Raw genomic sequence first — 25,038 nt, forward strand, 5'->3', positions numbered from 1 at the left:
ATGAACGGGAACCAACCTTTGAAATCTCTCCATATCATCACTCTATTCGCGTTGTTTTGCGGACTTGCGTCTCTGCTCGTTGCGGGCAGCGCATTGGCCCTGCGCCCAAACATCCTGCTCATTACCGCCGACGACATGAGTTGGGATTCGGTCGGCGTCTACGGGTGCCCCGTCGAGGAGACGACTCCGAACATCGACCGACTGGCCTCCGAGGGCATCCAATTCGACTACGGATACGTGCAGATCGCGATTTGCACGCCGTCGCGACAGGTGATGCTATCCGGCAGCCACAGCCACCAGACCATGACGCGCTGTTTCACTGAAATGGAACGCGTCGGCCCGACGTTGCCAGACGTGCTAAAGCAGAACGGGTACCACATCGCCAACATCAACAAGCGGCAGAATCACTACGACTGGGATACGGTAATCGACGAGCCAGACTCGGGTTTCGGACGCGATATCCCGTTTCATGGAGAAGCGGTGCGCGGCATCATCGAAGCCGCCGGGGAGAAGCCATGGTTCATCATGGCCAACTTCAATGACCCTCATCGTCCGTTCCATGGTTCGGACGCCGAGAAAGTGTGGACGAAGTACGATGCAGCGCGCTTCAGCAACCCGAGTCGCGTCTATGGCGTCGACGAGATCGTTGTGCCAGGGTTCTTGCCGGACTTGACTGACGTGCGGATGGAAATGGCGCAGTACTACTCCTCCGTTCGTCGTTGCGACGATGGTGTCGGAGCGATTCTGGGAACGCTGGAGAACTCCAGCGAAGCGAAGAACACGATCGTTGTGTTCATGTCCGACCACGGGATCTCCAATCCGTTCTCGAAGATGAACTGCTATCAGGTCAGCCTTCGCGTTCCGCTGATCGTGCGCTATCCCGGCAAGATCGAAGCAGGCCGTCGCGACAAGTTCAACATGGTCAGCGCGGTCGACCTCGCGCCGACGTTGCTGGAACTTGCAGGGCTGGATGTCCCCAAAACGATGGCCGGGCGTTCTTTCGTTCGGCTTTTGGAGGGTGAGGATCAAGACGGTCGCGATTACGTGATCGGCTACTACTATCGGAACCTGCGGCAGACGGTGCTGTACCCAGAGTTCACCGTGCAGATGCGAGACTGGGTCTATATCTACAACCCCTGGGTAGACGGCGTCACTGCGGTGCATAACTCCGACTACACCGGCAGCCCGACGCTGTTGGCGATGTGGGAGGCCGCCGAGACGGTTCCCTCGATCAAGGAACGCACTGAGTTTCATAAGTATCGAGTCCGAGAAGAACTCTACAACGTCCGTCAGGACCCGCACGCCTACATCAACGTCGCGGCAGCGTCGGAGAATCGGGAACGCATCGCGGAGATGCAAACGATCCTCGTGCACTGGATGGAAGAAACGGAGCACCCGGCCCTTAAACTGATGAAGGAACCGCACAACGAGGAGTTGATCGCCGAGTACATGGAATGGGAGCGAGAAAACGCGGTCAAGCAGGTCGAGGAAGTAAAACGCGGAAAGCGGTGATCGACGAGGCTTTCCCTTCATCATCCGCTGGCCGAACCACGTGAAGGCGGAGGCCTGGGTTGCAGAACCGCCCACAGAATACCAATAGATCGAAAAACACGAGCTTAAGAAGCTCAAGCTTGAAGGACAGAAACACAAGGCTGAGCCGCCACAAGACAGGAACTGAACCATAAAACCTCTTAAACTTGTTCTTGCATGTATCGTCGTCACCGCGATCTATGCGGGCGCGCCACAACTGCTGTGCGCTGCAGACAAACCCAATATCGTTCTTCTGTTCATCGATGACTGGGCGTGGAGGTCTCCGATTGCGATGGATGACTCGGTGCCGAATTCACGCATGCCAGTGCTGCAAATGCCGAATGTCGAGCGGCTGGATATCCCGATGCTGTTTGACCTATCGAAAGACTCCGGCGAAGTCCACAACATCGCCTCGACTGACCCGGACGAACACAAGCGGCTTTATGACGACATGATGCGCTATCTCGACAAAGTTGGAGCACGCATCCCGAAACCGAATGCGGATTATGACTCGACCGTCTACAAGAACGCTGGAGAATACGAGAAGCGAGTTCAATGGGGACCATTCAAAGGTCGCAGGCCGCTTGAGGAAGACGAGTGATAGAGTAACTACAACAGCCCACTGATCAACGCAGGAAATCATATGATGAAGAGTCAATTATTCACGATCGCGATTGCTGCATTTGTAGCGTCGCTGTCGTACGCCAGAAGTTATGCAAACGAGGCAAAGTCGGAACAGCGGATGAACGTCCTGTTCTTGGCGTCCGATGATCTAAACAGCTGGCTGTTGGGAGACACGAACCGTTATGCAGGAAAGGTGGTGGCGCCGAACCTGACGAAACTTGCCGAGAGCGGGGTCAATTTCAAGCGTGCCTACACTGCGGCCCCGGTCTGCTCTCCCTCCCGCACGGCCTTCTTCTCGGGTGTCGCCCCGTGGACGTCGGGCCACTATCACAATACGCCGGGAGCCAACTCGAGTGAGCCGCTGAAAAGCGCCCTGTCGATGGCAGGGTTCTTCAAGAAGGCTGGTTACAGCACCGCCGGCTACGGAAAAATCACGCATGGCTGGGATCAAGGAGAGCACTGGGACGAGAAGATCGGCCACAAACGCGATCCGGCTCCGCCCGGCGCCCCGCTCACGCCGTCCGGCCGAGGCGAACAGGATTGGGGACCCATCCACCTCGCCGAAGAAGAAATGAACGACACGCTCAATGTCGACAACGCCATTCACCGGCTCCAGCAAGAACACGACAAACCGTTTTTCATTGCCTGCGGCACGTTCAATCCACACATGCCGTGGTACGTGCCCCAGAAGTATTTCGACATGTTTCCCCTGGACGAAGTGACGACGCCGGAGCTTCGAGAGGACGATCTGGATGATGTGCCGGAGTGGGGCGTCGAATTAACGCTGGGGAAGCAGAAGTACGTGGACAGTGTCTTCGAACATGGTTTGCACAAAGAAGGCGTCCAGGCCTATCTCGCGACGACGGCCTATGCCGACGCCCAACTTGGTCGCGTACTCGACGCGTTGGACAAGAGCCCCTATCGAGACAACACCGTCGTGGTGTTCCTGACCGACCACGGTTTCCATCTGGCTGAGAAGCACCATTGGCAGAAGGCCACCCTCTGGGAAGAGGCCACACACACGCTGATGATGATCCGCGCGCCCGGCGTGACTCCCGCCGGTGGCGCTGCGTGCGAGCGATTCGTCTCGCTGCTGGATATCTACCCAACGCTGGCGGAACTGTGCGGGCTGGAACCGCCAGACTACCTGGATGGGCGTTCGCTCGTGCCCCTCTTAAGAAACCCGGAAGCGGAGTGGCAAAGCACCGCGATCACCGGCTTGACGAGCAAAGGCGGGCCGACGTGGCATCCGTACCTCAGCATCCGTAGCGAGACAGGGCGCTACATTCGCTATGTAGACGGACAGGAGGAATTCTACGATACGAGCAAAGATCCTCACGAATGGACCAATTCAATTGGCGACCCGGAATACGCGTCTGTCATCAAACGTATGCGTGCCGCAATCCCCAGCCCGTCCGACGCGGCCACGCCGTTGCCGGAAGTATTGAAGAACACACGAGAGTGATCGATCCATGAAATTCAAAAAAGCATTGATACTCTTACTGGCGGGTCTGCCGCTGGTGCTTGTGGCGCAAGAAATCCCACAGGATGTCCAGCAGGAAATCCTGACGAACAACCCAAGCCTCGACCAGAATGGTGATGGCAAGCTGAGCATAAGGGAATACAAAAAAGACTCGAAGTCCGTGTCCAAAGCTGAGGAGGTGACCTCGGAAAAAAATGCAACGCAAGAGATCGGCTTCCGTGGGCAGAAGTATACACCGGCCCCGGGAGTCACCAAGAAAACTGAAATATACAAGAACACGGCAGAAAAGGACTTGGAAATCACCCTCCATTTTCCAGCGGCGTGGACGGCTGAGGACAAGCGTCCGGTCATGGTCTTCTTCTTCGGTGGCGGCTGGAAAAAGGGGACGACCAAGCAGTTCCTGATTCAGGCCGATTACTTTGCTTCCCGAGGCATCGTCACTGCCAGGCCCAACTACCGGTTGAAACCGGACGGAGTTACCCCTGACAAGTGCGTGGAAGATGCCCGCAGTGCGATCCGTTGGCTCCGTGCAAACGCAGCCAGGTTGGGGATCGATCCGGATAAGGTGATCTCGGCGGGCGGATCGGCCGGTGGCCATTTGGCCTACTGCACCTCGATCAAGCATGGCGCTGACGATCCGAACGATGACAAAACCATCTCCTGCATCCCTCAGGCCATGGTCCTGTTCAATCCGGGGCTTTTCTATTCGGATAGCGAGGGGGTAATGGCCTCGGTCGGCGGGGGAACTTTGTCGGCGGAAAGACTTCAACTCATCTCGCCGCTCGATCACGCGGACAAAGACACGCCTCCCGCACTGATTCTGTTCGGCACGAAGGACAAATTGAAGAGGGGTGCTGATGAGTACCTGAGGTTAGCCAAAAAAGTCGGGATTCGCGCCGAGATGTTTACTGCCGAAGGGGAGAATCACGGTTTCTTCAACACGGAGCCGTGGCTAAGCAAGACAACTGCCAAGGTAGACAAGTTCTTGGTTTCACTTGGCTATCTCGATGAAATGAAATAGCTCACTCAGACACGTTGCAGGCTCGCTGGTGCGATGAGAATTGATCTATGTCAATTATCAATAAATTTGTTGTTCTCGCAGCACGATTCCAGCGACCAACGGGAGCGGGCCAACGTGATTCGAGCGGTAGCTCGCTTCGCTGCGGCCGTGCCGCACTATGCAGCATTTTGGTCACAAGAACCGCTTTGCTATAGTGGGTATCGATTACTGAAGAGACCGGAAGGGAAATTTTGTGAACAAGATTAGAGTTGTCGGAGCGGTTTTCCTCGTTCTGGGATGGTGCTGCGTAGGTCTTTGCGAACCGACGAAAATGCCCAACATCGTGCTGGTCATGTCGGATGATCAGGGATGGGGGCAGGTCGGTTACATGGGGCATCCACACCTGCAGGGGAAAACACCGCATATGGATGCCATGGCGGAGTCAGGCATCCGTTTTAACCGATTCTATGCGGCAGCACCGGTTTGCTCGCCGACCCGAGCCTCGGTGCTGACCGGCAGGGTCCCGGCCCGTACCGGTGTGCCGGGCCTTCATAAGCGACTTTGTCTTCAGGAAAAAACGCTCCCCCAGGCCTTGAAGAAGGCGGGTTACGCTACGGCGCATTTCGGTAAGTGGCATCTCGGTGGTGTCAAAGGATCGGCGATGCCGGTTCTGCCGGATGACCCGAATCATCCCGGGCATTACGGCTTCGACGAGTGGCTTTCGGCCACCAACTACATCGAAATGAACCCGCTGATGACGCACAACGGCAAGATCGTTTACCTGGAAGGGGAATCGTCCATTCTCATGGTTGAAGCGGCCCAGAGATTCATGAAGACAAACAGAGACCGTCCGTTCTTTGCTGTCCTCTGGTATGGATCGCCGCACTTTCCCTACACTGCCCTCGAAGAGGATAGAGAGGGATTGCCGAAGAGCCTGGATCCTAGGGTTGCGAATCTGTTCGGCGAAATCATCGCGATGGATCGGAGCATCGGAATGTTGCGTCAGGGCCTGCGGGATATGGGCCTCGCTGAAAACACCCTGATCTGGTTTTGCAGCGATAACGGGGGGCGCGACCATGAGCCCGATTCGGTTGGTGGGCTCCGGGGATTCAAAGGCAGTCTCTACGAAGGGGGCATCCGGGTCCCCGGTATCATTGAATGGCCGGGCCGGATTCAGCCCATGGTTACCGACTTCCCGGCCTCGACGATGGACATCATGCCGACAATCGTTGATCTGTTGGACTTGCCGGACGATTCGATGCTGGATGTTGTCGATGGGGCAAGTCTCGCTTCGCTTCTGGATGGAAAGACTCCGGATCTGAATCGCACCATTCCGTTTACCTCGAACGGGACCGCGCTCATCGAAGGGAACTACAAGTTGTTTCAAGAGGGAAGGGGAAAGGCGGCGAAGTGGGTTCTGTATGATCTGAAAATGGACCCCAAGGAGACCGTCGACATTTCCAAGGAAAACCCGGAACGCTTTGAACAAATGGTCGAACAGGCGGAGAAGATGCTGGCCTCGGTCGAAGCCAGTGCGGCCGGAATGGATTATCCGGAAGGCAAGGTGATCCAACCCCAACGCGGGGCGGAGTGGTTTGCCATGGAGGAATACCAGGCGCTTTACGAGACCTTCTCCAAACTCAAGCCGGGCTGGAGCCCGCCCGCGAAAGGGAAGATGGAACGCGATCAGGAGTAGAATTGTCACATCGGAGGCTACTGCGAGTCGCAGTTGACGATAGCGTCTCCGGCGTTCTAAATCATGAGCTCACAATCAGCGCACAACCCGCGACACTTATCAGTGACGCGATCTAGGTCCGGCAGGTGAATTCCAATGAACCCACAACAACCGACACGCTCCCGCCTAGTTGCAATCCTGGCGGTATTCCTGGGGACGCTCGTCGCGAGCGGCTCCGCAGACGCGGCCGCAGAGATGGCTCGCGTCGAGGAACTTCGATGCGAGTATTGCACTGCCCCAGTGGGGATCGACGCCGTCAGTCCTCGGCTAAGTTGGCTGACACGAACCGACCAACGCGGCTGGCGGCAAACGGCCTACCAGATTCTTGTGGCAAGTAGCGAGGAGAATTTGGAGCGGGACCTCGGCGACCTGTGGGATAGTGACCGCACTGCGTCCGATCAATCGATTCACGTTGCCTATCAAGGGTTGCCGCTTAAGTCATCAACCCGCTACTGGTGGAAAGTGCGCGTTTGGGACCAGGATGGCCAACCAAATGCGTGGAGCAAACCATCGGTATGGACGATGGGGCTGCTCAAGCCGGAGGACTGGAAAGGGAAGTGGATCGGGACGCCCCCAGTGACGGCCGAAAACGCACTGACCGTTGCGAAGGCTTGGAACGCTTCACCGACGATCCAATTCCGGCAGGATTTTCATATGGGGGAAGAGCCGACATCAGCCACCATTACTGTGAATTCGCCGGCGTATTTCGAGCTGTATGTGAACGGCAAAAAAATCGGTAGGGATGTGCTCAGCCCGGCCGTATCCAAGCTGGACAAGCAGACTTTTTCGATCACTTATGACGTCCGTGAATACTTGGTGGCAGGTGATAACTGCGTTGGCCTTTGGCTTGGCGCCGGATGGGCCGACAGCATCATCGTGCGAGCGCAATTGGATGTGATCGTCGATGGCGAACCATTCGCCATCGGCTCCGACACCTCGTGGAAGACCAGAACGAGCGGTCGATACAAAATTGGCCAGTGGAAATGGGGTGATTTCGGTGGGGAATTGGTCGATGCCCGCCAAGTTGCTCCGGATTGGTGTCGGGCCGGACTGGATACGTCAGCATGGACAAGCGCGGTAGCGGCGACCAATGTTCTCCTCGGGCCGGCTCGCAATCAACTCTGTCCTCCCAACCGCATTGGTGATGAGATTCCCGCAGTATCTGTCACCTCCATCGGCGCCGGCCTCTACGAAATCGATTTCGGGAAAGCGCTGACTGGTTGGTTCCGCATGAAGATGCCGACGCTGCAATCTGGGACGACGGTGACCATGACTTTTGCGGACACGAAAAGCGACAGTCAGAAGAAGAAGCTTTCGAAGATTGGCGATAACGGTTGGTATCAGCATTTCAACCAGATCAGCAAGTTCGTTTCGGCCGGCGGGGAAGGTGAAGTATTTGAGAACAAGTTCAACTTTGCCGCGTTCCGTTACGTGATCGTCGAAGGTCTTTCCTCGCTGCCGGCAAAGCGCAGTGTGAAGGCGATGCTGGTCGATAGCGACCTGGAACACACGGCTTCTTTTGAATGCTCGAAAGATCTTTTCAATCGTATTCACGAGGTGAATAAATGGACCCAGCAATGTCTGAATCTCGGCGGCTACTACGTGGATTGCCCGCACCGCGAGCGGATGGGCTACGGAGACGGGCAGGTGGCGACCGAAGGATTCATGACCAACTTCCGGGCCGACAGATTCTATCGTAAGTGGCTGACGGACTGGCGACTCCTCCAGAAACCCGATGGCGGGTTGCCCAACTCGGCGCCGTTTGGCAAGGGCGGCGGAGGGCCTGGCTGGGGAGGGTTGCTGTCCGCCATTGCCTGGCGACATTTCCTTTACTACGGCGACAAGTCCGTTCTAGAAGAAAATTACGATGCGATTCGCCGGTACGTCGAGCATTTGGAGACGATCAGTCAGAGCAATGGCGATATTCTAACCGGCAAGACAGGCAAGTTCAGCTTCATCGGCGATTGGGTAGCGCCTCGCAGAGGGATGGATACCAACAATGCGCCGAGCCATGAAGCCCGCGAACTCTTCAATAACTGTTACCGCATCCAACAAATCGAACTACTCATACAAATGGCTCGCGTTCTGGAGAAGACCGACGATGTCAATGACTACAACAACCGCGTTTCGGAGATCCGCTCCAAGGTTCACAAGGCATTCTATGACGTCGAGAAGCAGCAATACGTATTAGACGGCCAGGCCTACTACGTCATGCCGTTGATGACCGGCGTGACCCCGGATGCAACTCGACCGCTGCTGCTTAAGAAGTTGGAAGAGAACATCCTCCTCAAGAACACAGGTCATCTCGATACCGGCATGCTGGGCACGTACTTCATGATGGAGTACCTTCGCGACATCGGGCGCAGCGACTTGGTCTTTACGATGTTCAATCAGACCACATATCCGGGATGGGGATACATGCTCCAGCAAGACGCTACAACGCTGTGGGAGCAGTGGAACGGTTACTGGTCTCAGGTCCATTCCTGTTTCACTTCACCCGACAACTGGCTTTACCAGGGGGTGGCGGGCATCCAGGCCGATGCGTCTGCGCCCGGGTTCAAGAATGCCATTATCAAGCCCGATATCGTCGGCGACGTCACTTGGGTCAGGAGCCATTACGACTCCAATTACGGGAGATTTGTCAGCAACTGGCAGCTCGAAGGGGATCGATTGAAGATGCACGTGACCGTCCCCGCTAACGCGACCGCTACGGTCTACGTGCCGGCAGGCGGCATGAACGACGTCAGCGAAAGCGGGCGCCCACTCGATCAGACACCGGGGGTCGAATTCCTACGCATTGAAGACGGCAAGGTCGTGTTGCGCGTGGTGGCGGGAGTTTACTCATTCGAGGCACAAAAGAGTTCCAAGTGATGCGAATCCTAATAGCGTTGACGGTTTTATCGTTAGTCCTTGTGCTGAAGCCCACTTGCGCAGGCGAGTTGGAGGATGGCTTCCGCGTTCCGCCAGCTACCGCATAACCTTGGGTTTTCTGGTTTTGGATTAACGGCAACATCAGCAAAGCCGGGATCACCAAGGCCCTGGAGGAAATAGACTCCTACCGAGATATCGCTGTCTTTGCCGTGTCAAAACGCTTTCGCGACGGGCGAATCTATGTCACCATCGAAGCAATGAAAAAAGTGGCTCATCCGGCGGAAGCGTGCGCAGGAGGTTTTCGAGGCATCTCTCCGGTGTCCCATCATTGCTGGCAGGAGCTATTTTCACTTGTTATCGTGCAGTAGTTGCCGGGAGAAACGGAGTCGAGCTCTGCAGAGGTGCAACTTGACAAGGGATATCCCGGTCGACGGTGCGCCAAGGGTGCTACCGGTTCCCGGCGGACGACCGAGCCAACGAGCTCCGTGCCCGTCTGCGAATCATCGCGGCGAGGTTCTTCTGAATCTGCCACTCGCGCCTGCATGGGCGATGGCGCAGTGTTGCACATTGACATGCGGTGCGCCGGTAAAACCTGATCAAATTGCTGCAATCCAGAGCAGTCCTCCATGAGGACGTGGCATTCTGGGTCGGCAAGTCCAAAGAGTTGCTTGATGAACTCGACAGGCAATCCAAAAAGGCACATCACCAGACGACTTCGAATCGTGAAACAGACGGCAATGCGCGCGTAGACGAAAACCCCTACAAACCCCCGGCGGCAGGAGCTTCATCCAATTGACAGATGTACCGCGCCCTAGTGACTCGTCCCTTTAGCCGTTGTAACTATGGCGTTCACTGGTACTCAAAATCAAAGCTGCTCGCCGCAGTTCGGGCAAGTGCTGTGCACCCGAAAAGACTTCAAGCGGACCCTGTGTCTACAGGCCGGACATGGACGTCCCCCGCCTTTGAGATTCCACACGATCTCTTCGATGACGTAAGCGGCGCCCACGCAAAAAGCTAACACCAACCCAACATACCAGGGAACGGTTCCCTTGACGAAATTCTGCAAACAGCCGTACGCGATCGCGAGAAGGATCGGCGCGACAGCGTGTTTCCATTTGCGATATCGCCACCACATATTCTTATCCTCGTCCTAACGTTCTTAACTTCGCCTTAACCTTGCTCCGAGATGAAGCAAAGAAGCGGCGGGCTTGCCGGGTACCGCGTTGAATTGTACGAAGTAATCGGTAGCCTAGTTCGTGCATCCAGAACCGATTTCATTCATCCCGTCAAGCAGTTTCATATTTTGGTGTCAGTCCAACGCGCCTCGCACCCTGAGGCAATCGGCCATGCCACAACGTCATCTTTGTTTTGGAGATCTTGATGAGACCCACTCACGCAATCATGTTCCTAGTCTTTGTCTGTTGGGCAAGCGGCAGAGCCCATGCCAACGAGACCTGGGAAGACCATCCTCCGTGGCTAGGAACTTGGCACGCGAATCCTGAAGTCGCCCGAATCCTGGGATTTACACAAGCGGGCCCCGTTGAAAGGGAAAAGCTGCAGATCGAGTTCTTCGTGTCCCGGGATGCCGCGATCGCGGTGGCCGGAAAGGAAATCATCCAGCGAGTGGAGTCCAATTTCTCGGATCGGATGGGGGGCAGGCACCAAATCATTGCCGCCGGGCAATGGAAATACGAAGAAAAATTCATGGTCGACTCCTTGTGTTTTGTGACTCAGATTCAGGGGGCCAGATTTCTGTGGTTTGGTGACCCGAGCGTTAGCTTGAACGGTGCTGAAATCAGCTTTGTTCGCGGAGTGGATCCGGAGCACGATTTGCTCGTGCTTGATTCGCACCTGCCCAGCTTCATCAAGAAACGGTTACCTCGCACGAAACAGACGGCAGGACTCGTCAAGGCGGTCGGTTACCAGCGAAAAAACCCCGAGGCAGAGAAGTAGTCGAGGCCGCCTCTGACGAGTTTGAGACTCTTGCGAGCCGGGAGACGCTCGCGAACGAGGCTTCATCAACCCGATCGTTGAACGGAACACCTACATGATTGACTGCAAGATGTCCAAGCAATGGCATCCGGTTTTCTTGACGTTACTGGCTGTCGTGGCATCATTGGTTCGCGACGCTGACGGCGATGATTCGACGAAAACACGAATCAAGATCGATCGGGAGACGACTTTTTTGACAGGCTCGCTACGAACCGATGGCTCGGTCGACTACGCGGCGCGCATCAACGCGCGATAATCGTCTTGACTTCGTGAGGCGTCAAGTTTTGTGCCTCGTCGATGATGAAGTACAGGTTTTGCAGACTGCGCCCGCGAATGTAGGACAGCGGTGTGATCACCAGTTGTTTTTCCTCCAGTATTTTGTCAAGCGCTTCGGCTTTCTTTTCGGTTCCGCGGAACTGATGGCGAATCACGTTCAAGTTGTCGAACAGGGGCTGCATGTAGGGATCGAGCTTTGCATTGATGTCGCCAGGTAAGAAGCCAAGGTCATGATTGCTCAATGGAACGATCGGTCGAGCAAGGAGAATCTGTTGGTATTTGGAACGCGTTTCCAATGCTGCCGCAAGCGCCAGCAGGGTTTTCCCGGTTCCCGCTTTGCCTGCCAATGTAACGAACTTGACATCATCATCCATCAAAGCGCGAAGTGCAAATTTTTGTTCCGCGTTTCGAGGGCCAATCGAGTCGGTTAAACGCAATGGTGATGATCGCTTCTGATATGTCACCGCGTGACCTCTGATGCCGTCAAGTTGCTAACGCAAACTACCGGCAATATTCGTTCAATTCGCTCCAGCGGTTAACAGGATATACACATCGCTCGGCTACACTTCATCCGATCAAAATTGGTCGGGACTTGGATTAGACAGTGTGAATCGTTCACTCACTCAAACCAGTAGGACGCTGACATGGATAACGCCGAGAAGTCGCCCGTCCGGACTCTGCTGATTAGCGACGTTCACCTGGGCTGCAAACACTCGCAGTCCAGAGAATTTCTTCATTTTCTGCGCGGTTATGTCCCCGACAAACTCTATATCGTCGGTGACTTTATTGACACCTGGAAAATCAACTCCGGCTGGCATTGGTCGGACGAATGCGATCAGATCATCGCTCACCTTGTGGGTCTGGCGCAAGCGGGAACAAGAATCTTCTACGTGCCGGGCAACCACGATTGTTTCCTCAGGAACTGTGCGTTTTACGAAATGCTCCCTCGGGGCTTTCCGCATTTCGAGGTGGCCAATGAATTCATTCTTGAAACAGTCCGCGGCTGGAAATTACTGGTTACCCACGGTGACCTGTTCGACATCTTTGAAACCCGTTTGCAGTGGATTTCCAAGGCAATCACTCCCTTTTATGACACTTGCCTGAGTCTGAACTGGTGGTTCCATCGGTGGTTACTGGGTGAGCAAGAGAACCCGTATGGCGTTTGCTCGGTCATGAAGAATCGCGTCAAGCGAGGTGTGAGATTCATTAGCCAGTTCGAATCGAAAATACAGCAGCACGCTCGCCAGCGCGAGTGTGAAGGAGTTATCTGCGGTCACATTCATACGCCCGACATCGTGCAATCCGATTCGATGCTCTATTTCAACACGGGCGATTGGGTTGAAAACTGCACCGGTCTGGTCGAGCATCACGATGGCCGGCTGGAGTTGACTTCGAGATACTCGCACCACCGGCAGCTTGATCTCGGAGATCGGCGTGACGCCGGCAAAGAGTGGGAGGGATTCGCAGCGCAGGACAAAGATCTTTCCTGCCAAGTCTCACTCACCGCGGCAAGCGATCTCACAGAGTTTGCCGCTTAGCTCTTCCTTGCCCTCAATTATCCTGGATGCCTTCGATGGTCAGACAATGGGTTGGTCAAAAGTGCTTCTCCTACGTGCACAAGAAAAACCTGGTTTACAACACGTGCTGGGAAGATCCGAAACTAGACCGCGAAGCACTCCAATTGGGTAGCGACGATAACGTGCTGGTGATCACATCGGCTGGCTGTAACGCACTGGATTACGCGATCGAGGCACCCGAGCATGTTTTTGCGGTCGACATGAATCCCTTGCAGAATGCACTCTTGGAGTTGAAGATCGCCGCCATTCGCAGTCTCACGTTTGAGGACTTCTTTCGCGTTTTCGGACTCGGTTTCCACCATCAATGGCCCGCGCTCTATCACGATGTTGTCCGCCGGCAGTTGCAACCGACGTACCAGCGGGTGTGGGATCGCCGCATCGGATTCTTCGACGGCTCGGGACCGCGCAAGAGTTTCTATTATCGGGGTACGGCTGGCTTTTTCGCTTGGGTGATAAGCGGATACATCAATCGATCGCCCGCGATTCGCGAAGCGATCGAGGAAATCCTGGCCACCAAGACGATTCAGCAGCAGCAAGAGGTTTATGACGCCAGAAACGTCAATGACTTGCTCTGGCGAAAGCCGCTCCGCTGGCTCCTGCAACGCGATGCCACGCTCGCCATGCTGGGTGTTCCCCGCAGCCAGCGAAAGCAGATTGATCGCATCTATCCGGGTGGTATCGTCCGATTCATCCAAGATCGTATTGAGGCTGTGTTTAAGAAGATTCCTTTGCATGATAACTACTTCTGGCGCGTCTATCTGACGGGTCAGTACACGCCGGAGTGTTGTCCCGAGTATCTCAAGGCGGACAGTTTTCAGGCGCTCAAGGACGGGTTGGTCGATCGGGTCACAACCCACAGCAATACCGTGCAAGGCTTTCTCGCTGGTCATCGCGGTAGCATTTCGCGATTCGTGCTGCTGGACCACATGGACTGGATGTACGACCAGTATCCTGATCTGTTGGAAGCCGAATGGCAAAGCATCATCAACCGCGCTTCCCCGCAGTCGCGGGTCCTGTGGCGCAGTGCAGCACTCCAGGTCGACTTTGTGAATCCACTGACCGTTCTGGCAGATGGAAAAGAAGTGCAGATCGGCGAGTTGCTCCGATATCATCCTGAGATGGCTGCGGATCTGCACGCTCGGGATCGCGTTCATACGTACGGCAGCTTTTACATCGCGGACCTCGCGGGGGTTGCGGCATGAGCGATCCGATCCCCTCCAGTTCGCCACCCAAGTCGCTCCGTAGCGATCTGCAGGTGCTTCGGCACTTATTGTTTCATCCGATCCGTGGCGAAACCCATGCGGAACGATTGGAATCGTTTTACGGCGGACAGGCGGAGAATTACGACTCGTTTCGTGCCCGGATGCTCCACGGTCGGCGAGAATTGATCAGAAGCATTGACTTTCCAAGCAATGGCATTTGGGTCGATCTAGGGGCGGGTACCGGTGAAAACGTCGTCCTGGCTGGAGAGGCTGCTCATTCATTAAGCGAGATTCATCTGGTCGATCTTTCGTCTTCACTACTGGAAATTGCCTCGCAACGAATCAAGCAAGCGGGCCTGGAAGGCGTCCGCATTCATCTGGCAGACGCCACTCAATTTGACTTGCCGCCGGACAGCGTAGACGTGGTCACGTTCTCGTACTCGTTGACAATGATCCCGGATTGGTTCGAGGCCATCGCCGTCGCGGAAAGTTTGTTGAGGCCGGGTGGGATCATTGCGGTTACCGACTTTTACGTCTCTCGCAAGTATGCCCAAGAGGGGTCTCGACAACACGGTTGGCTTCGCCGTGCGTTTTGGACGCATTGGTTTGCGGCGGACAATGTCTTTCTCAGCGGCGATCACATCCCACTGCTACACCGTCGCTTTGAAGTGGAGCAGTTCAAGGAACAGCTAGGCAAAGTTCCTTACCTGCCGCTGCTGCGTGCTCCGCATTACCGGTTCGTTGGACGAAAACCACCGCGCCCCGATCTGTAGCCGTTGAATGCCTGCTCAATCGCTTGCCTCCCCAGACTTTGCGATTCACCACAGACGGTCGAATCGCTTGCTCGCCTCGCCAGTTCGTTGCATCGGCACCGGGATAGCGAAGGAACGACCGCCTGAAATTGGTGTCAGCCGTCGCGTGTATTACGACACCGAATTCCAGCATTGATCGCTCGCTTCAAGGGGACCAGTGTGGCAGCCAAAACGGGCTCCACCCGAATGGTGGTAGCCAAAGGCGATGGGGGCTTACTTGAGGGGCCGAAATCGGTTTGTTGGAGTGCTTTTCTAGCTCTCTCAACTGGCCGGCTTCGGAGGAACCTTAGGTGCTCAACATGGAACAGTTTGAACTCATTCGACGCATGGTCTACGTCGATGGGCTTTCCCAACGGGAAGTGGCTCGGATCACGGCAATGCAATCTTCGTCATCGATAGAAACCACTCCGAATGATTAAATCGAGCCGCTCCCCATTCGATCTCGGTAAATGAACCGAACGTAGACGTGACCATTCTGAACATCCGTTTTGGGCCGACTGCAATCTGCGCCGCCCAACGAACGATGCGGGTAGAGTCATCCCCCTGGTCAAGGTTGCCGAACTAGCTGCGCAGGTGTTCCTTTGGTCGGGCTCCAGGCGCACCGCCGTTGCCAGCCTAAGGTGGTGCGATCTACGTATTGTCGATGGTGAATATCACTTCGATATAACCGACAAATGGGATGTGAGAAAATGGTTCCGAGTTCCTAAAAGTGTGGTTCAAGATCTTGGGTCGATCCGAACATCCGGTCACGACGAAGCCGGTGTCCACGTCTTCCGAAAGACCCATCTGCAAACGGCCGTGGATGGCGATCAACAGATCGAAGTCGCCAAAGACGCCGGTGTGACTCCGAAGGTAATGGCTGACCATTATCTCTCCCATGCTGACCAGCAACTTCGGTTGAGTAGTAATCGGATCTACCAAAGACTGATTGCAGGACTTACACCGGCAGTTCTTAAAAGGTACGGCTACACGCCGAAAGCGGTTGATCCACTAATCGTGAAATTGGAGGAGGCATAGCGAAGAGAAGATTGGGCAGAGGTCGAGAGGCTCGGTGGCGAACTTCACGCTGCAGGCCGCCCCAGGATTGTCGATTGGAGGGTCTTCAAGTCGATGGGACCGCGATCGCGATCGAGCTCTTTTCTAGGTACGTTTCCGTAGAACGCGGCCCATCCGGTGTAGGTGCTCGGAGGGCCGATGATCAGGTCGGTCTTCGCGAAGGCGTACATGTCGTGCAGTAGGTGGCCGGGGCCGAAATGGACATTCAAACCATGGAAATCGCCAGCATCATGCTCCGCGTTGCTGCAGACCATGAACGCGACGCGGCGCGGGGCGAGTTGTTGTTGGATCTCGTGCATGGCGGCAACATAATCGCTGACGGGAAAGAAGTAGCGGCCTCCCAAAAACGTTGCGTAGTCTCCATGGCGAATGTGTACCCCCACCACCAAATCTGCTTCGCTCTGGATCGGGCTGAGGAAGCGGTCAATTGCGATCTGGTCGGACTCGTGAAGTTGAAAGTGGTCGCGGATTTTTGTCGCATGTTTTTCGAGAAACGACTGGCATCGAAAAAGCCACCCGAGCAGCATCGTGTGACGGTTGCTCTTTGCCATCTTTTCAAATGCCGGGCTTGTCATGTCAAGTGATTGGTCGTTCCTGAGGCGCAGGACGTGTGCTGGGAAACGTCGGAACCGGGCGAGGTACATGGACTTTGCAGCGAGATAGGTGCTTTGGCTCAGCAGTGCGCGATGACGTGACGAGACGATTGGACTTTCTTGATCGAACTCCGTTGCCAGCGGATACCGGCACCATGGATCGCGGGCTGTGCGAGGAAACAGATTCGCGTATTCGTTGAAACAGGGATTTGCTACGGAAACGCCGTATTCCTCCGCGGCGGCGATGGCGTGTGCATAAAGCCACAATCGGTTGCCCAATTGTCCGTATTCTCGAGCGACGACAATCATGGAGAGATCCTTGAAACCATGTGTTTAATGTGGCGAGAAAATTGCTTGTTTGATGTGACGCCAAATGAATAGCAACACTCCCATCAAGCCCAGCATCGCCAAGCAGAGCCAGAGAATGAAATTGCCGAGAAACAGCAGGTTCGGCAAGAACCACTGATTCATGACCGCATTCCAACCGAGAACCGTCATGAGCGTGCCAGCACACAGATAGGGACCAAACGGCACTCGCGGTTCTCGGGTGATCACGTATTGGATGAGCACGATGACGATCGCGGCGAAGGGTGATAGAAAGAACGCGATGACCGCCGCTTGCCAACCGACAAACGCGCCGATCATGGCCATCAAGGTGACATCGCCAAACCCCATCGCCTCGACGCCCATCGCACTCGACGCAATGATTCGAATCGCCCAAATCACGCCGCCTCCGACCGCCAAACCGACCAAGGCCGAAAACAATCCATGCCAATGAGCACCGCCGATTTTGAAAACCACACTGATGGCCAACATACCCGTGAGCCAAATGGCAAACAAAACCTTCCAAGTCGAATGGCGAACCAGGCCAGCGCAAAAGAACTCCACTGCTTTGGCCAAACCACGGCGAAGAATCAATCGTCGGTCGGCCAGGGCAAAGCACCACCCGCTCCAAATCGCCAATCCTGTTAGTAGCCCTGTGCTGGTCCACCACTTCGCCATCGATGGCCACCAAGGCATTTCGAAGGTGGTGGGCTTGAATGTTTCGGGAACTCCGGCGACTGGCCACGACATTGGCATAAATTGCCAATAGGAAATCGATGCAATCAGCAAAGCAAAGAGCGTCCCCGGAATGGTAATTTCATCGGGGATGGTCTGTTCGTCAAAGTCAATGAAGGTTGCAGCGACCATCAAGACCAAGAGTACGGCGTGACCCAAAAAAATCTGCGTTCCCCGTGGCTCAAACGCGGTCAACACCGCGGGGACCTGCGCGGCAGCGAGTTGTGAAATGGGCAGCAGCCCACCCGCTTGTGTCTCGTACCAGTAGAGTGCCGGCAAGGCGACCGCTAAGCTTAGTTCGATAAGCACGGGACGAACCCAAAAGCCGCGTCCATGGATCGACGATTCGCGAGCGAGAGAAAACCAACCGATGATCGGAATCCGGTCGCTGGCGCGACGCGGGGGTGCTTTGAGGTCCGCAGGCGCCCAGGGATCAATCGGTCGGGGGTACCAACACCATGTGTAGATCACATAGTTGGCGACGGCCCCAGCGATGATCCCAACGAGCATGAGGATCGCTAGTCGCAGAGGCATCGCGAGCCCCATCCAGAAGTTGATCACAGCATCGATCCTGTATTCTCTTGTCGTTCGACTCTCGCTAGTGCTTCGTCTACTTTTTAAGTTCCACTACCCAAACATTTAATGCTGACGGTTCACTAGGCCGCATGACGCGTCTCTTTTTTCTCGGGATTTCGACTGACCAAGTGTTTCGCTTCGCCACCGTCCACCCTCTTTTCTAGCCGATGCAGTTCGTTCTCGATACGCAGCGTAAAGGCTTCGAGTGTCTCGCCTGGTTCGGTACGTAGCGGTTTGCCAAAATAGGCATCAATTCGCGAAAATGGTTTTGGAACCTGCAAGCGATCCCAAGTCGATGTCATGATCCAGCGGCGTTGGGGAATGATGACGGCGGGCAGGACTGCCGCTCGCGTCTTATTGCCTAGTAGCGCAATGCCTCCCGACACCCGGCCTCGTGGGCCCTGTGGCCCATCCACGGCGATCGTTGCCACTCGGCCCTCATTGACCAATCGGATCATTTGGTTTAGCGCCGTCGTGCCTCCCTTGCTCGCCCCACCACTGCTGCCGCGAACGGGCAAATGGCCGCAAAACCGCAGCAGCGGGTCAACGATTTCACCATCGGTGCTACGCGAGACCATGGCAACGGTGCCGCGTTCACAGGCCATCGATCCGGCGATCTGGTGAGCATGGAGGGCGGCGTAGACGTGACCGATTCCGCGAGCATCAAGCTCCTCGCGAGGGTCGTCGTGATAATAATACCGGCAGGTTTTGCGCAGCACGGTGATCATCAACCCGATCAAGCATCCGAGTGCCCAGGCAGCGAACTTTTTCATGATTGTCATTCAGAACCAACTTTGGGGCCAAATGGAGTTATTTTGCAAGATTGGGATATACGGGTTTTGTGTCGCCAAGTGAATGCCGAATTTGCCAGATCCCGCTCCAATTTGAGCAAAGAAACTCAATCGAAACGTGCGTTTCTTGAGAGCCGAGTTGCGATTTGTTTGTCAGACTGGGATAATATGCCGCAGGTCGCCTTCCCTTCTCCCTCCCCCGCACAGACCGAATCACGATGGACTCTCATAGTTGGAACCGGATGCGATGGCCTTTTGGGGGGATCCTTTTGCTATCGGCATTGGGGTGGGGGGATTCGGCGCTTGCCGATGTATCGGCGCCGCAAATCGATTTTGCTCAGCAGATCCAACCCATCCTGGCAAAGCGTTGCTTTTCATGCCACGGTCCTGACTTGGCCGAAGGTGGCGTTTCGTTTGCCGAGTTTGAGTCCGCCATGTCGGCAGCCGATTCGGGGGACCATGCCATCGTCGCTGGGGATGTCGAATCCAGTATGCTGATCGCACGGCTCACCACGGACGATCCCTACGAACGAATGCCGCCGTGGCAAGATCCGGTTCCTGAGGAAGAGATCGAGCTCCTTTCATCGTGGATCGAACAGGGAGCACGGTGGAGCAAACATTGGTCGTTTGAGCCGATGAGGGAGGTTTCGCCGCCGCAGGTCGATGACGCTGCATGGAACAAGAATCCCATTGACGCGTTCGTGTACGATTCGCTTCACCGCTCTGGCTTGAAACCCAACCCTTCTGCAAATCGCCAGACGCTGATTCGAAGAGCCTCTTACGATTTGACCGGATTGCCACCCGCACCCGCCGACGTGGACGCCTTTGCTAGCGATCCCGATCCGGGTGCATTTGCCAAACTGGTCGATCGACTGTTGCAGTCCCCCCACTACGGGGAACGATGGGGACGGCATTGGTTGGACTTGGTGCATTACGCCGAGACGAACTCCTTTGAGCGAGACAACCCAAAACCGAACGCATGGAAGTACCGCGACTATGTGATCCAATCGTTTAACGAGGACAAGCCATACGACCGTTTCGTCAAAGAACAAATTGCTGGCGATGAACTGGATCACGTCACCAACGAAACACTGACGGCGACCGGTTACTACCGGCTTGGGATTTGGGACGACGAACCGGCCGATCCGATGCAAGCTCGTTATGACGAGTTGGATGACTTGATCACGACGACCGGCCAGACTTTTCTAGGGCTGACGGTCAATTGCGCTCGCTGTCACGACCACAAAATCGATCCGATCCCGCAGACGGATTACTACAGCATGTTGGCGTTCTTCGAGGACGTGACACGTTACGGGACGCGAGGGGACCAAACGTCGAACCACCAAATTGACGTTTCGTCGGAGCAACTCAATGAAGCCTACCATGCCAACGACGAACTGCAGCGTCAGATCGAATCTCAGATGCAAGCGTTCGAGCAGGCGGGCATCCTCAAAATGGCTGCAGCGGACCAACGGGCTACCGAAGGGTCACCGCGTGAGCGAAAAAAGGTTCTCGATGCCAAGCTGAAGCATCATTTGTCGCAGCAGCAGTTGTCGCAATACACCTCGCTAAGGAAGCAGTTGGATCAAGCCAGGGCCGATGCAAAGGCATTGCCGCCGCGAGAATCGGTCATGGGCTTGGCTCGCTATACCGCCAAGCCGACCAAGACCTTCGTCCTGTTTCGCGGCAACCCGCATTCGCCCGCCGAGGAGGTCCAGCCGTCGTTTCCAGATATCTTTGAGGCGGACGAGCCTCGCTTGTCCGAGCCGCCAGACGGTGTTGGGGACAACGGTCGTCGCACCGATGCCTATGGCAACGCATCGTGGGGGCGTCGCCGGGTCCTGGCGGAATGGATGACGTCGCCTGACAATCGGCTAACGGCTCGCGTGATGGCCAATCGGATCTGGCAATTCCATTTTGGTCGCGGTATCGTTCGCAGCAGCAACAACTTTGGTCAACTCGGCACCCCACCGACACACCCTGAACTGCTCGATTGGCTCGCTCAAGAATTTGTTCGTCGCGATTGGGGAATCAAATCGATGCATCGACTGATAATGAACAGCCGTGCGTATCAAATGTCATCGAGATCGCGAAGCGATGGCTTGGAAGTTGATCCTGGCAATGATCTGTTCTGGCGGTTTGATTCACGGCGATTGAGTGCCGAGGAGGTTCGCGATTCAATCCTGGCGGTCAACGGATCACTCAATCCTGCGGTTTACGGCCCCAGTTTCTATGAAGCCTTGTCGGCCGAGGTGCTGGCCGGGCAATCGGTACCCGGTAAAGGATGGGGGGATTCGTCGTCGGCTGAGCGGAACCGACGGAGTGTCTACATTCATGTCAAACGATCCCTCTTGACGCCAATTTTGAGTGTGTTCGATTTTCCGGATCCGGATCAAACGTGTGAGGCTCGGTTCATGACGCTGCAACCGGGCCAAGCGTTGTCGCTGCTCAACAGCGACTTTGTTCATGTGCAAGCCAAGCGACTCGCCAAGTCGATCGAGGCGGCGGGTTTGAGTAACGAAGAGGTCGTGCGGCGTACGATCCGCATCGTGTTTGCACGCGATGCGACCGATGCCGAGCTCGTTGAGGGAAAGGAACTGATCGAGTCCCTGCAAGCCAACGATCGAATCGATCGAGATCGCGCGGTCGAGCTGTTTGCTTTGACGGTAATGAACTGGAACGAATTTCTGTTTGTGGATTGATTGAGATGACGAAACAAAACAACTTCTGTGGCCGAACGCGACGCGAGTTCCTTTGGCAAACCGGGGCGGGTTTCGGTGCCACCGCATTGGCGTCGATGCTGTCCGCGGACCGGTTTTTTGAGTCCACTGCGGCCACGGAAGCGACCTTCGTCAACCCCTTGGCCGCCAAGCCGCCGCATTTTGCTCCCAAGGCGAAATCGGTGATCTTTCTGTTCATGTATGGGGGGCCAAGTCACATTGATACCTTCGACTACAAACCCAGCATGATCGGCATGGACGGAAAAACGGTCGAGGTGAAAACGTTTGGTCGCGGAGGGCACAAATCAGGTGGCCGGATCGTTGAACCTCGATGGAAGTTCCAGCAACACGGGCAATGCGGTAAATACGTCAGCACGTTGTTTCCGCATCTCGCTAAACACGTCGATGACATTGCGTTTTTGCATTCCATGACGGCTGATTCGCCAATCCATGGCTCGGCAATGTTGATGATGAATAGCGGCAAAATTTTGTCGGGCAATCCGGCGATGGGATCTTGGTTGACCTACGGTCTCGGAACCGAGAACGAGAATCTACCTGGCTTTGTCGTCATGCTTGACCCAAGCGGTGGCCCGATCAGCGGCGCAAAGAATTGGAGCAGCGGCTACATGCCGGCCACTTATCAAGGCAACGTGTTTCGCAGCGAGGGAGCACCGATCCTGGACCTGGCTCCACCGAGTGACCTGCCTAGCGGTGTCCAACGTCAATTGATCGATTCGATTCAACAGGCCAACACTCGGCATCTAGAGGATCGGCCCGGAAATGATGATTTGTCATCACGTATCGCCAGCTACGAATTGGCTTACAAAATGCAATCGACTGCCCCGGAAGCGGTTGATCTTGAATCCGAAGATGCCCGGACACTGCAAAGTTATGGTGTCCACGATCCGTTGACACGCGATTTTGGCAAACGATGCTTGATTGCTCGCCGATTGGTCGAACGAGGGGTTCGGTTTATCCAATTGTATAGTGGTGGATCGCACAACGATGCGAATTGGGATGCTCATGGTGACTTGGAAGCGAACCATAACCGACACGCCGGCGAGACCGATCAACCGATTGCAGCCCTGCTAGCCGACCTGAAGAACCGCGGGATGCTGGACGAAACATTGGTGGTCTGGGGCGGCGAGTTTGGTCGCCAACCGACCGCGGAATACGCTCAGGGAACCGGCCGCGACCACAATGCGTTTGGCTTCACCATGTGGATGGCTGGCGGTGGGATCAAGGGGGGCATCAGCCACGGGACCACCGATGAACTGGGGTCGAAGGCGGCGGAGAATCCGCTGGAAGTCAAGAATCTACACGCCACAATCTTGCATCAAATGGGATTGGACCCCAATCGGTTGTCTTATTTTTACGGCGGCTTGAACCAAAAACTCGTGGGGGTCGAAGCGGTCGAACCGATTCACGAGATCATCGCCTAGATCCAACCCAGTAACCGTGCTGCGGCAATCGCCGTGAATGCCAACAAGATGCTGTTGAACCAGCGTTGCGGCACGCGGCTGACCAACCAACGACCCGCCAACATGCCGATCGGGATGGCGGGAGCAAACATCGCGTCGACCACCAAGGATTCGAGGTGAATCAATCCGAGGTTAAAGCTGAGCGGCAATTTGATCAGGTTCAGGACCAAGAACAACCAGGCGCTGCTGCCGATCAATTCCCATTTGGGCATGTTGACGGCCACCAAATACAAGGCCACCACCGGTCCGGCAGCGTTGGCTAACATCGTGGTCATTCCGGCAAGCAGTCCCAATACAATTGCAAACCATGGCGTGTGCGGCACCCCATCAAACGATTCGGGACGCCATAGCCGCAGCACCTGAATCCCCGTCAACACCATGATGATGGTGCCCACGAGTAAACGGAACGCGTCTTCGTTTAAACGCCCCATCAACAGCCAACCCATCACGATTCCCAGCAAGGTCGGCGGCAACAATTTGCGCACATGGCTCCAATCCGCCTTGCGACCAAAAAACTTGATCGCGCAGAAATCGCCGATGACAAGCATTGGCAATAAAACACCGGTGGATTCTTTTGTACCGAAAACCAATGCAAACACGATCACATGCAACATGCTGACGCCTGGAAATCCGGACTTGCTGAATCCGATCCCCAGGGCGCCGATGACGAGGTAAACCATGTCAAGCATGGAAAGGCTGCTGAGCATCAATGCATTTCGATCGAGCAAGTGCCGATGCCGGCGCGGTAATAATTGAATTGCACGTTGGGATGATCGGCAAGCAACGACATCGGAACCGCCGAGTTGGCGATGCCTTTTGAGATCATGAACGCCGTCAATCGTTGGCCGAAGGGGTTGTCGTGGGTGCCGGCATGCCAGATGGAAACCTTCTCGGCTTTCCACGTTTCCAGTGGTCCGACGGTTACGGCCGAGGTTGGCACCAACGAAATGTTCCCACCACCGCTGGTTCGCGCGTTTTGAGCAATCGTTAACGGGTGCAACTCAACCACACGTGTTCCCAATTGACGATACTGCTGAGGTGTTGGCGGTGCGTCCGCCCACTGGCCTTCGCGCCGCAGCGGATCGTTAAACGCCCAATGCTTGACGTCACCCTGTCCGCCCTGCATCACGGCACACCGGACACCGTCCTCCCAACTGGCTCGATACACTCCGGTGTCCGCTCTGGGGAAATGCAAGTTCGCATTTGGCATCCGCAGCCTTGAATCGAGACGATCAAACAACGCTTCACGGTCGCATTTCTCGAACGACAACGGATGGGATGGCGAGACTTCCTTGCCGTCGATCACCCATTCGTCCATTCCCCAAAAGTGCCCGCTTCGCACATCGATGTCGAGCGTGTTGATCAAGCGAGCCACCAGCGGCAATTGTTCCGTTGGCCCGATCGGTCCGCAAATGCCGACGGGGTTGTCGTCGGTCGATTGCCGCCACGCATCAACGTATTCGAGCGCTTCGGCAAGATAAAAGTCTTCGAGCGTATCGTAGATCACGACTTGGAAGCCGGGTCGCGAGAGCGATTGAATCTCTGCAATCGACAACGCCGCCGCTTCCTCGATCAACGCTTGCTCCAAAGTGGTGTAGTCCCACCAAGCGGGTGCAATCGCACTCACTTTCTTTGTAACGTCGGCCTTGCTTGACATGTT

20 protein-coding genes and 1 pseudogene are annotated in these 25,038 nt (G+C 55.5%); 15 read left to right on the forward strand and 6 right to left on the reverse strand.

Annotated features, from left to right (window positions below; all coding sequences use genetic code 11):
• Positions 1–18: 18 nt before the first annotated feature.
• The 9 genes and pseudogenes from Poly41_RS27045 (at position 19) to Poly41_RS27080 (ending at position 11,491) form a co-directional block, all read left to right on the forward strand.
• Positions 19–1,512: a sulfatase family protein gene (locus tag Poly41_RS27045; protein ID WP_197231670.1), complete on the forward strand. Its 1,494-nt coding sequence runs from the start codon at positions 19–21 to the stop codon at positions 1,510–1,512.
• A 322-nt stretch (positions 1,513–1,834) separates the two neighbouring features.
• Complete coding sequence (locus Poly41_RS27050) at positions 1,835–2,131, forward strand: hypothetical protein (protein ID WP_197231671.1); 297 nt, start codon at positions 1,835–1,837, stop codon at positions 2,129–2,131.
• Between the two features lie 141 nt (positions 2,132–2,272).
• Positions 2,273–3,619 (forward strand): sulfatase, encoded by a 1,347-nt coding sequence (locus tag Poly41_RS27055; RefSeq protein ID WP_146530489.1) that lies wholly within the window; start codon positions 2,273–2,275, stop codon positions 3,617–3,619.
• Between the two features lie 7 nt (positions 3,620–3,626).
• Positions 3,627–4,658, forward strand: coding sequence for an alpha/beta hydrolase (locus Poly41_RS27060; RefSeq protein ID WP_146530490.1), 1,032 nt, complete (start codon positions 3,627–3,629; stop codon positions 4,656–4,658).
• A gap of 310 nt (positions 4,659–4,968) precedes the next feature.
• Positions 4,969–6,333: a sulfatase-like hydrolase/transferase gene (locus Poly41_RS27065; protein WP_146530491.1), complete on the forward strand. Its 1,365-nt coding sequence runs from the start codon at positions 4,969–4,971 to the stop codon at positions 6,331–6,333.
• Positions 6,334–6,567: 234 nt separating this feature from the next.
• A pseudogene (locus Poly41_RS35950) lies at positions 6,568–6,897 on the forward strand (glycoside hydrolase family 78 protein); the annotation flags it as partial.
• 129 nt (positions 6,898–7,026) lie between these two features.
• Complete coding sequence (locus Poly41_RS27070) at positions 7,027–9,243, forward strand: family 78 glycoside hydrolase catalytic domain (protein ID WP_197231672.1); 2,217 nt, start codon at positions 7,027–7,029, stop codon at positions 9,241–9,243.
• A 1,380-nt stretch (positions 9,244–10,623) separates the two neighbouring features.
• Positions 10,624–11,196 (forward strand): hypothetical protein, encoded by a 573-nt coding sequence (locus tag Poly41_RS27075; RefSeq protein WP_146530493.1) that lies wholly within the window; start codon positions 10,624–10,626, stop codon positions 11,194–11,196.
• A gap of 94 nt (positions 11,197–11,290) precedes the next feature.
• Complete coding sequence (locus Poly41_RS27080) at positions 11,291–11,491, forward strand: hypothetical protein (RefSeq protein WP_146530494.1); 201 nt, start codon at positions 11,291–11,293, stop codon at positions 11,489–11,491.
• Here Poly41_RS27080 and Poly41_RS27085 read toward each other — a convergent pair.
• Complete coding sequence (locus tag Poly41_RS27085) at positions 11,478–11,948, reverse strand: PhoH family protein (protein WP_231615981.1); 471 nt, start codon at positions 11,946–11,948, stop codon at positions 11,478–11,480. The two genes, Poly41_RS27080 and Poly41_RS27085, sit on opposite strands and share 14 nt — an antisense overlap.
• A 207-nt stretch (positions 11,949–12,155) precedes the next feature.
• On the opposite strand from Poly41_RS27085, the gene Poly41_RS27090 reads away from it, so the two are divergent.
• The 4 genes from Poly41_RS27090 to Poly41_RS27110 all read left to right on the forward strand — a co-directional run bounded on the left by Poly41_RS27090 (position 12,156) and on the right by Poly41_RS27110 (position 16,119).
• The gene (locus Poly41_RS27090) at positions 12,156–13,049 is read left to right on the forward strand and encodes a UDP-2,3-diacylglucosamine diphosphatase (RefSeq protein ID WP_197231673.1); all 894 of its coding nucleotides are present in this window, start codon (positions 12,156–12,158) and stop codon (positions 13,047–13,049) included.
• A gap of 35 nt (positions 13,050–13,084) precedes the next feature.
• Positions 13,085–14,290 (forward strand): DUF3419 family protein, encoded by a 1,206-nt coding sequence (locus Poly41_RS27095; RefSeq protein WP_146530495.1) that lies wholly within the window; start codon positions 13,085–13,087, stop codon positions 14,288–14,290.
• Complete coding sequence (locus Poly41_RS27100) at positions 14,287–15,063, forward strand: class I SAM-dependent methyltransferase (RefSeq protein ID WP_146530496.1); 777 nt, start codon at positions 14,287–14,289, stop codon at positions 15,061–15,063. Before Poly41_RS27095 ends, Poly41_RS27100 begins: the two co-directional genes overlap by 4 nt.
• 750 nt (positions 15,064–15,813) lie before the next feature.
• Positions 15,814–16,119, forward strand: a complete 306-nt coding sequence (locus tag Poly41_RS27110; protein WP_146530498.1) for a hypothetical protein — start codon at positions 15,814–15,816, stop codon at positions 16,117–16,119.
• A gap of 44 nt (positions 16,120–16,163) precedes the next feature.
• Here Poly41_RS27110 and Poly41_RS27115 read toward each other — a convergent pair whose 3' ends face one another.
• The 3 genes from Poly41_RS27115 to Poly41_RS27125 form a co-directional block, all read right to left on the reverse strand.
• A complete protein-coding gene (locus tag Poly41_RS27115) occupies positions 16,164–17,060 on the reverse strand; it encodes an O-fucosyltransferase family protein (RefSeq protein ID WP_146530499.1) in 897 nt (298 codons plus the stop codon).
• Between the two features lie 24 nt (positions 17,061–17,084).
• Positions 17,085–18,344, reverse strand: a complete 1,260-nt coding sequence (locus tag Poly41_RS27120; protein WP_231615983.1) for a prepilin peptidase — start codon at positions 18,342–18,344, stop codon at positions 17,085–17,087.
• 122 nt (positions 18,345–18,466) lie between these two features.
• Positions 18,467–19,168, reverse strand: a complete 702-nt coding sequence (locus Poly41_RS27125) for a lysophospholipid acyltransferase family protein (RefSeq protein ID WP_146530500.1) — start codon at positions 19,166–19,168, stop codon at positions 18,467–18,469.
• A 227-nt stretch (positions 19,169–19,395) separates the two neighbouring features.
• Between Poly41_RS27125 and Poly41_RS27130 the strand changes: the two genes are divergently transcribed.
• Both Poly41_RS27130 and Poly41_RS27135 read left to right on the forward strand, forming a co-directional pair.
• A complete protein-coding gene (locus tag Poly41_RS27130) occupies positions 19,396–21,879 on the forward strand; it encodes a DUF1553 domain-containing protein (protein ID WP_146530501.1) in 2,484 nt (827 codons plus the stop codon).
• Between the two features lie 5 nt (positions 21,880–21,884).
• Positions 21,885–23,339, forward strand: coding sequence for a DUF1501 domain-containing protein (locus tag Poly41_RS27135; protein WP_146530502.1), 1,455 nt, complete (start codon positions 21,885–21,887; stop codon positions 23,337–23,339).
• Here the strand turns inward: Poly41_RS27135 and Poly41_RS27140 are convergent.
• Positions 23,336–24,085: a sulfite exporter TauE/SafE family protein gene (locus Poly41_RS27140; protein WP_146530503.1), complete on the reverse strand. Its 750-nt coding sequence runs from the start codon at positions 24,083–24,085 to the stop codon at positions 23,336–23,338. The genes Poly41_RS27135 and Poly41_RS27140 overlap by 4 nt on opposite strands.
• Complete coding sequence (locus Poly41_RS27145; RefSeq protein WP_146530504.1) at positions 24,085–25,035, reverse strand: sugar phosphate isomerase family; 951 nt, start codon at positions 25,033–25,035, stop codon at positions 24,085–24,087. The genes Poly41_RS27140 and Poly41_RS27145 overlap by 1 nt, the downstream gene beginning before the upstream one ends.
• Between the last annotated feature and the right edge of the window lie 3 nt (positions 25,036–25,038).

It is taken from the genome of Novipirellula artificiosorum (assembly GCF_007860135.1).
Classification (GTDB): domain Bacteria; phylum Planctomycetota; class Planctomycetia; order Pirellulales; family Pirellulaceae; genus Novipirellula_A; species Novipirellula_A artificiosorum.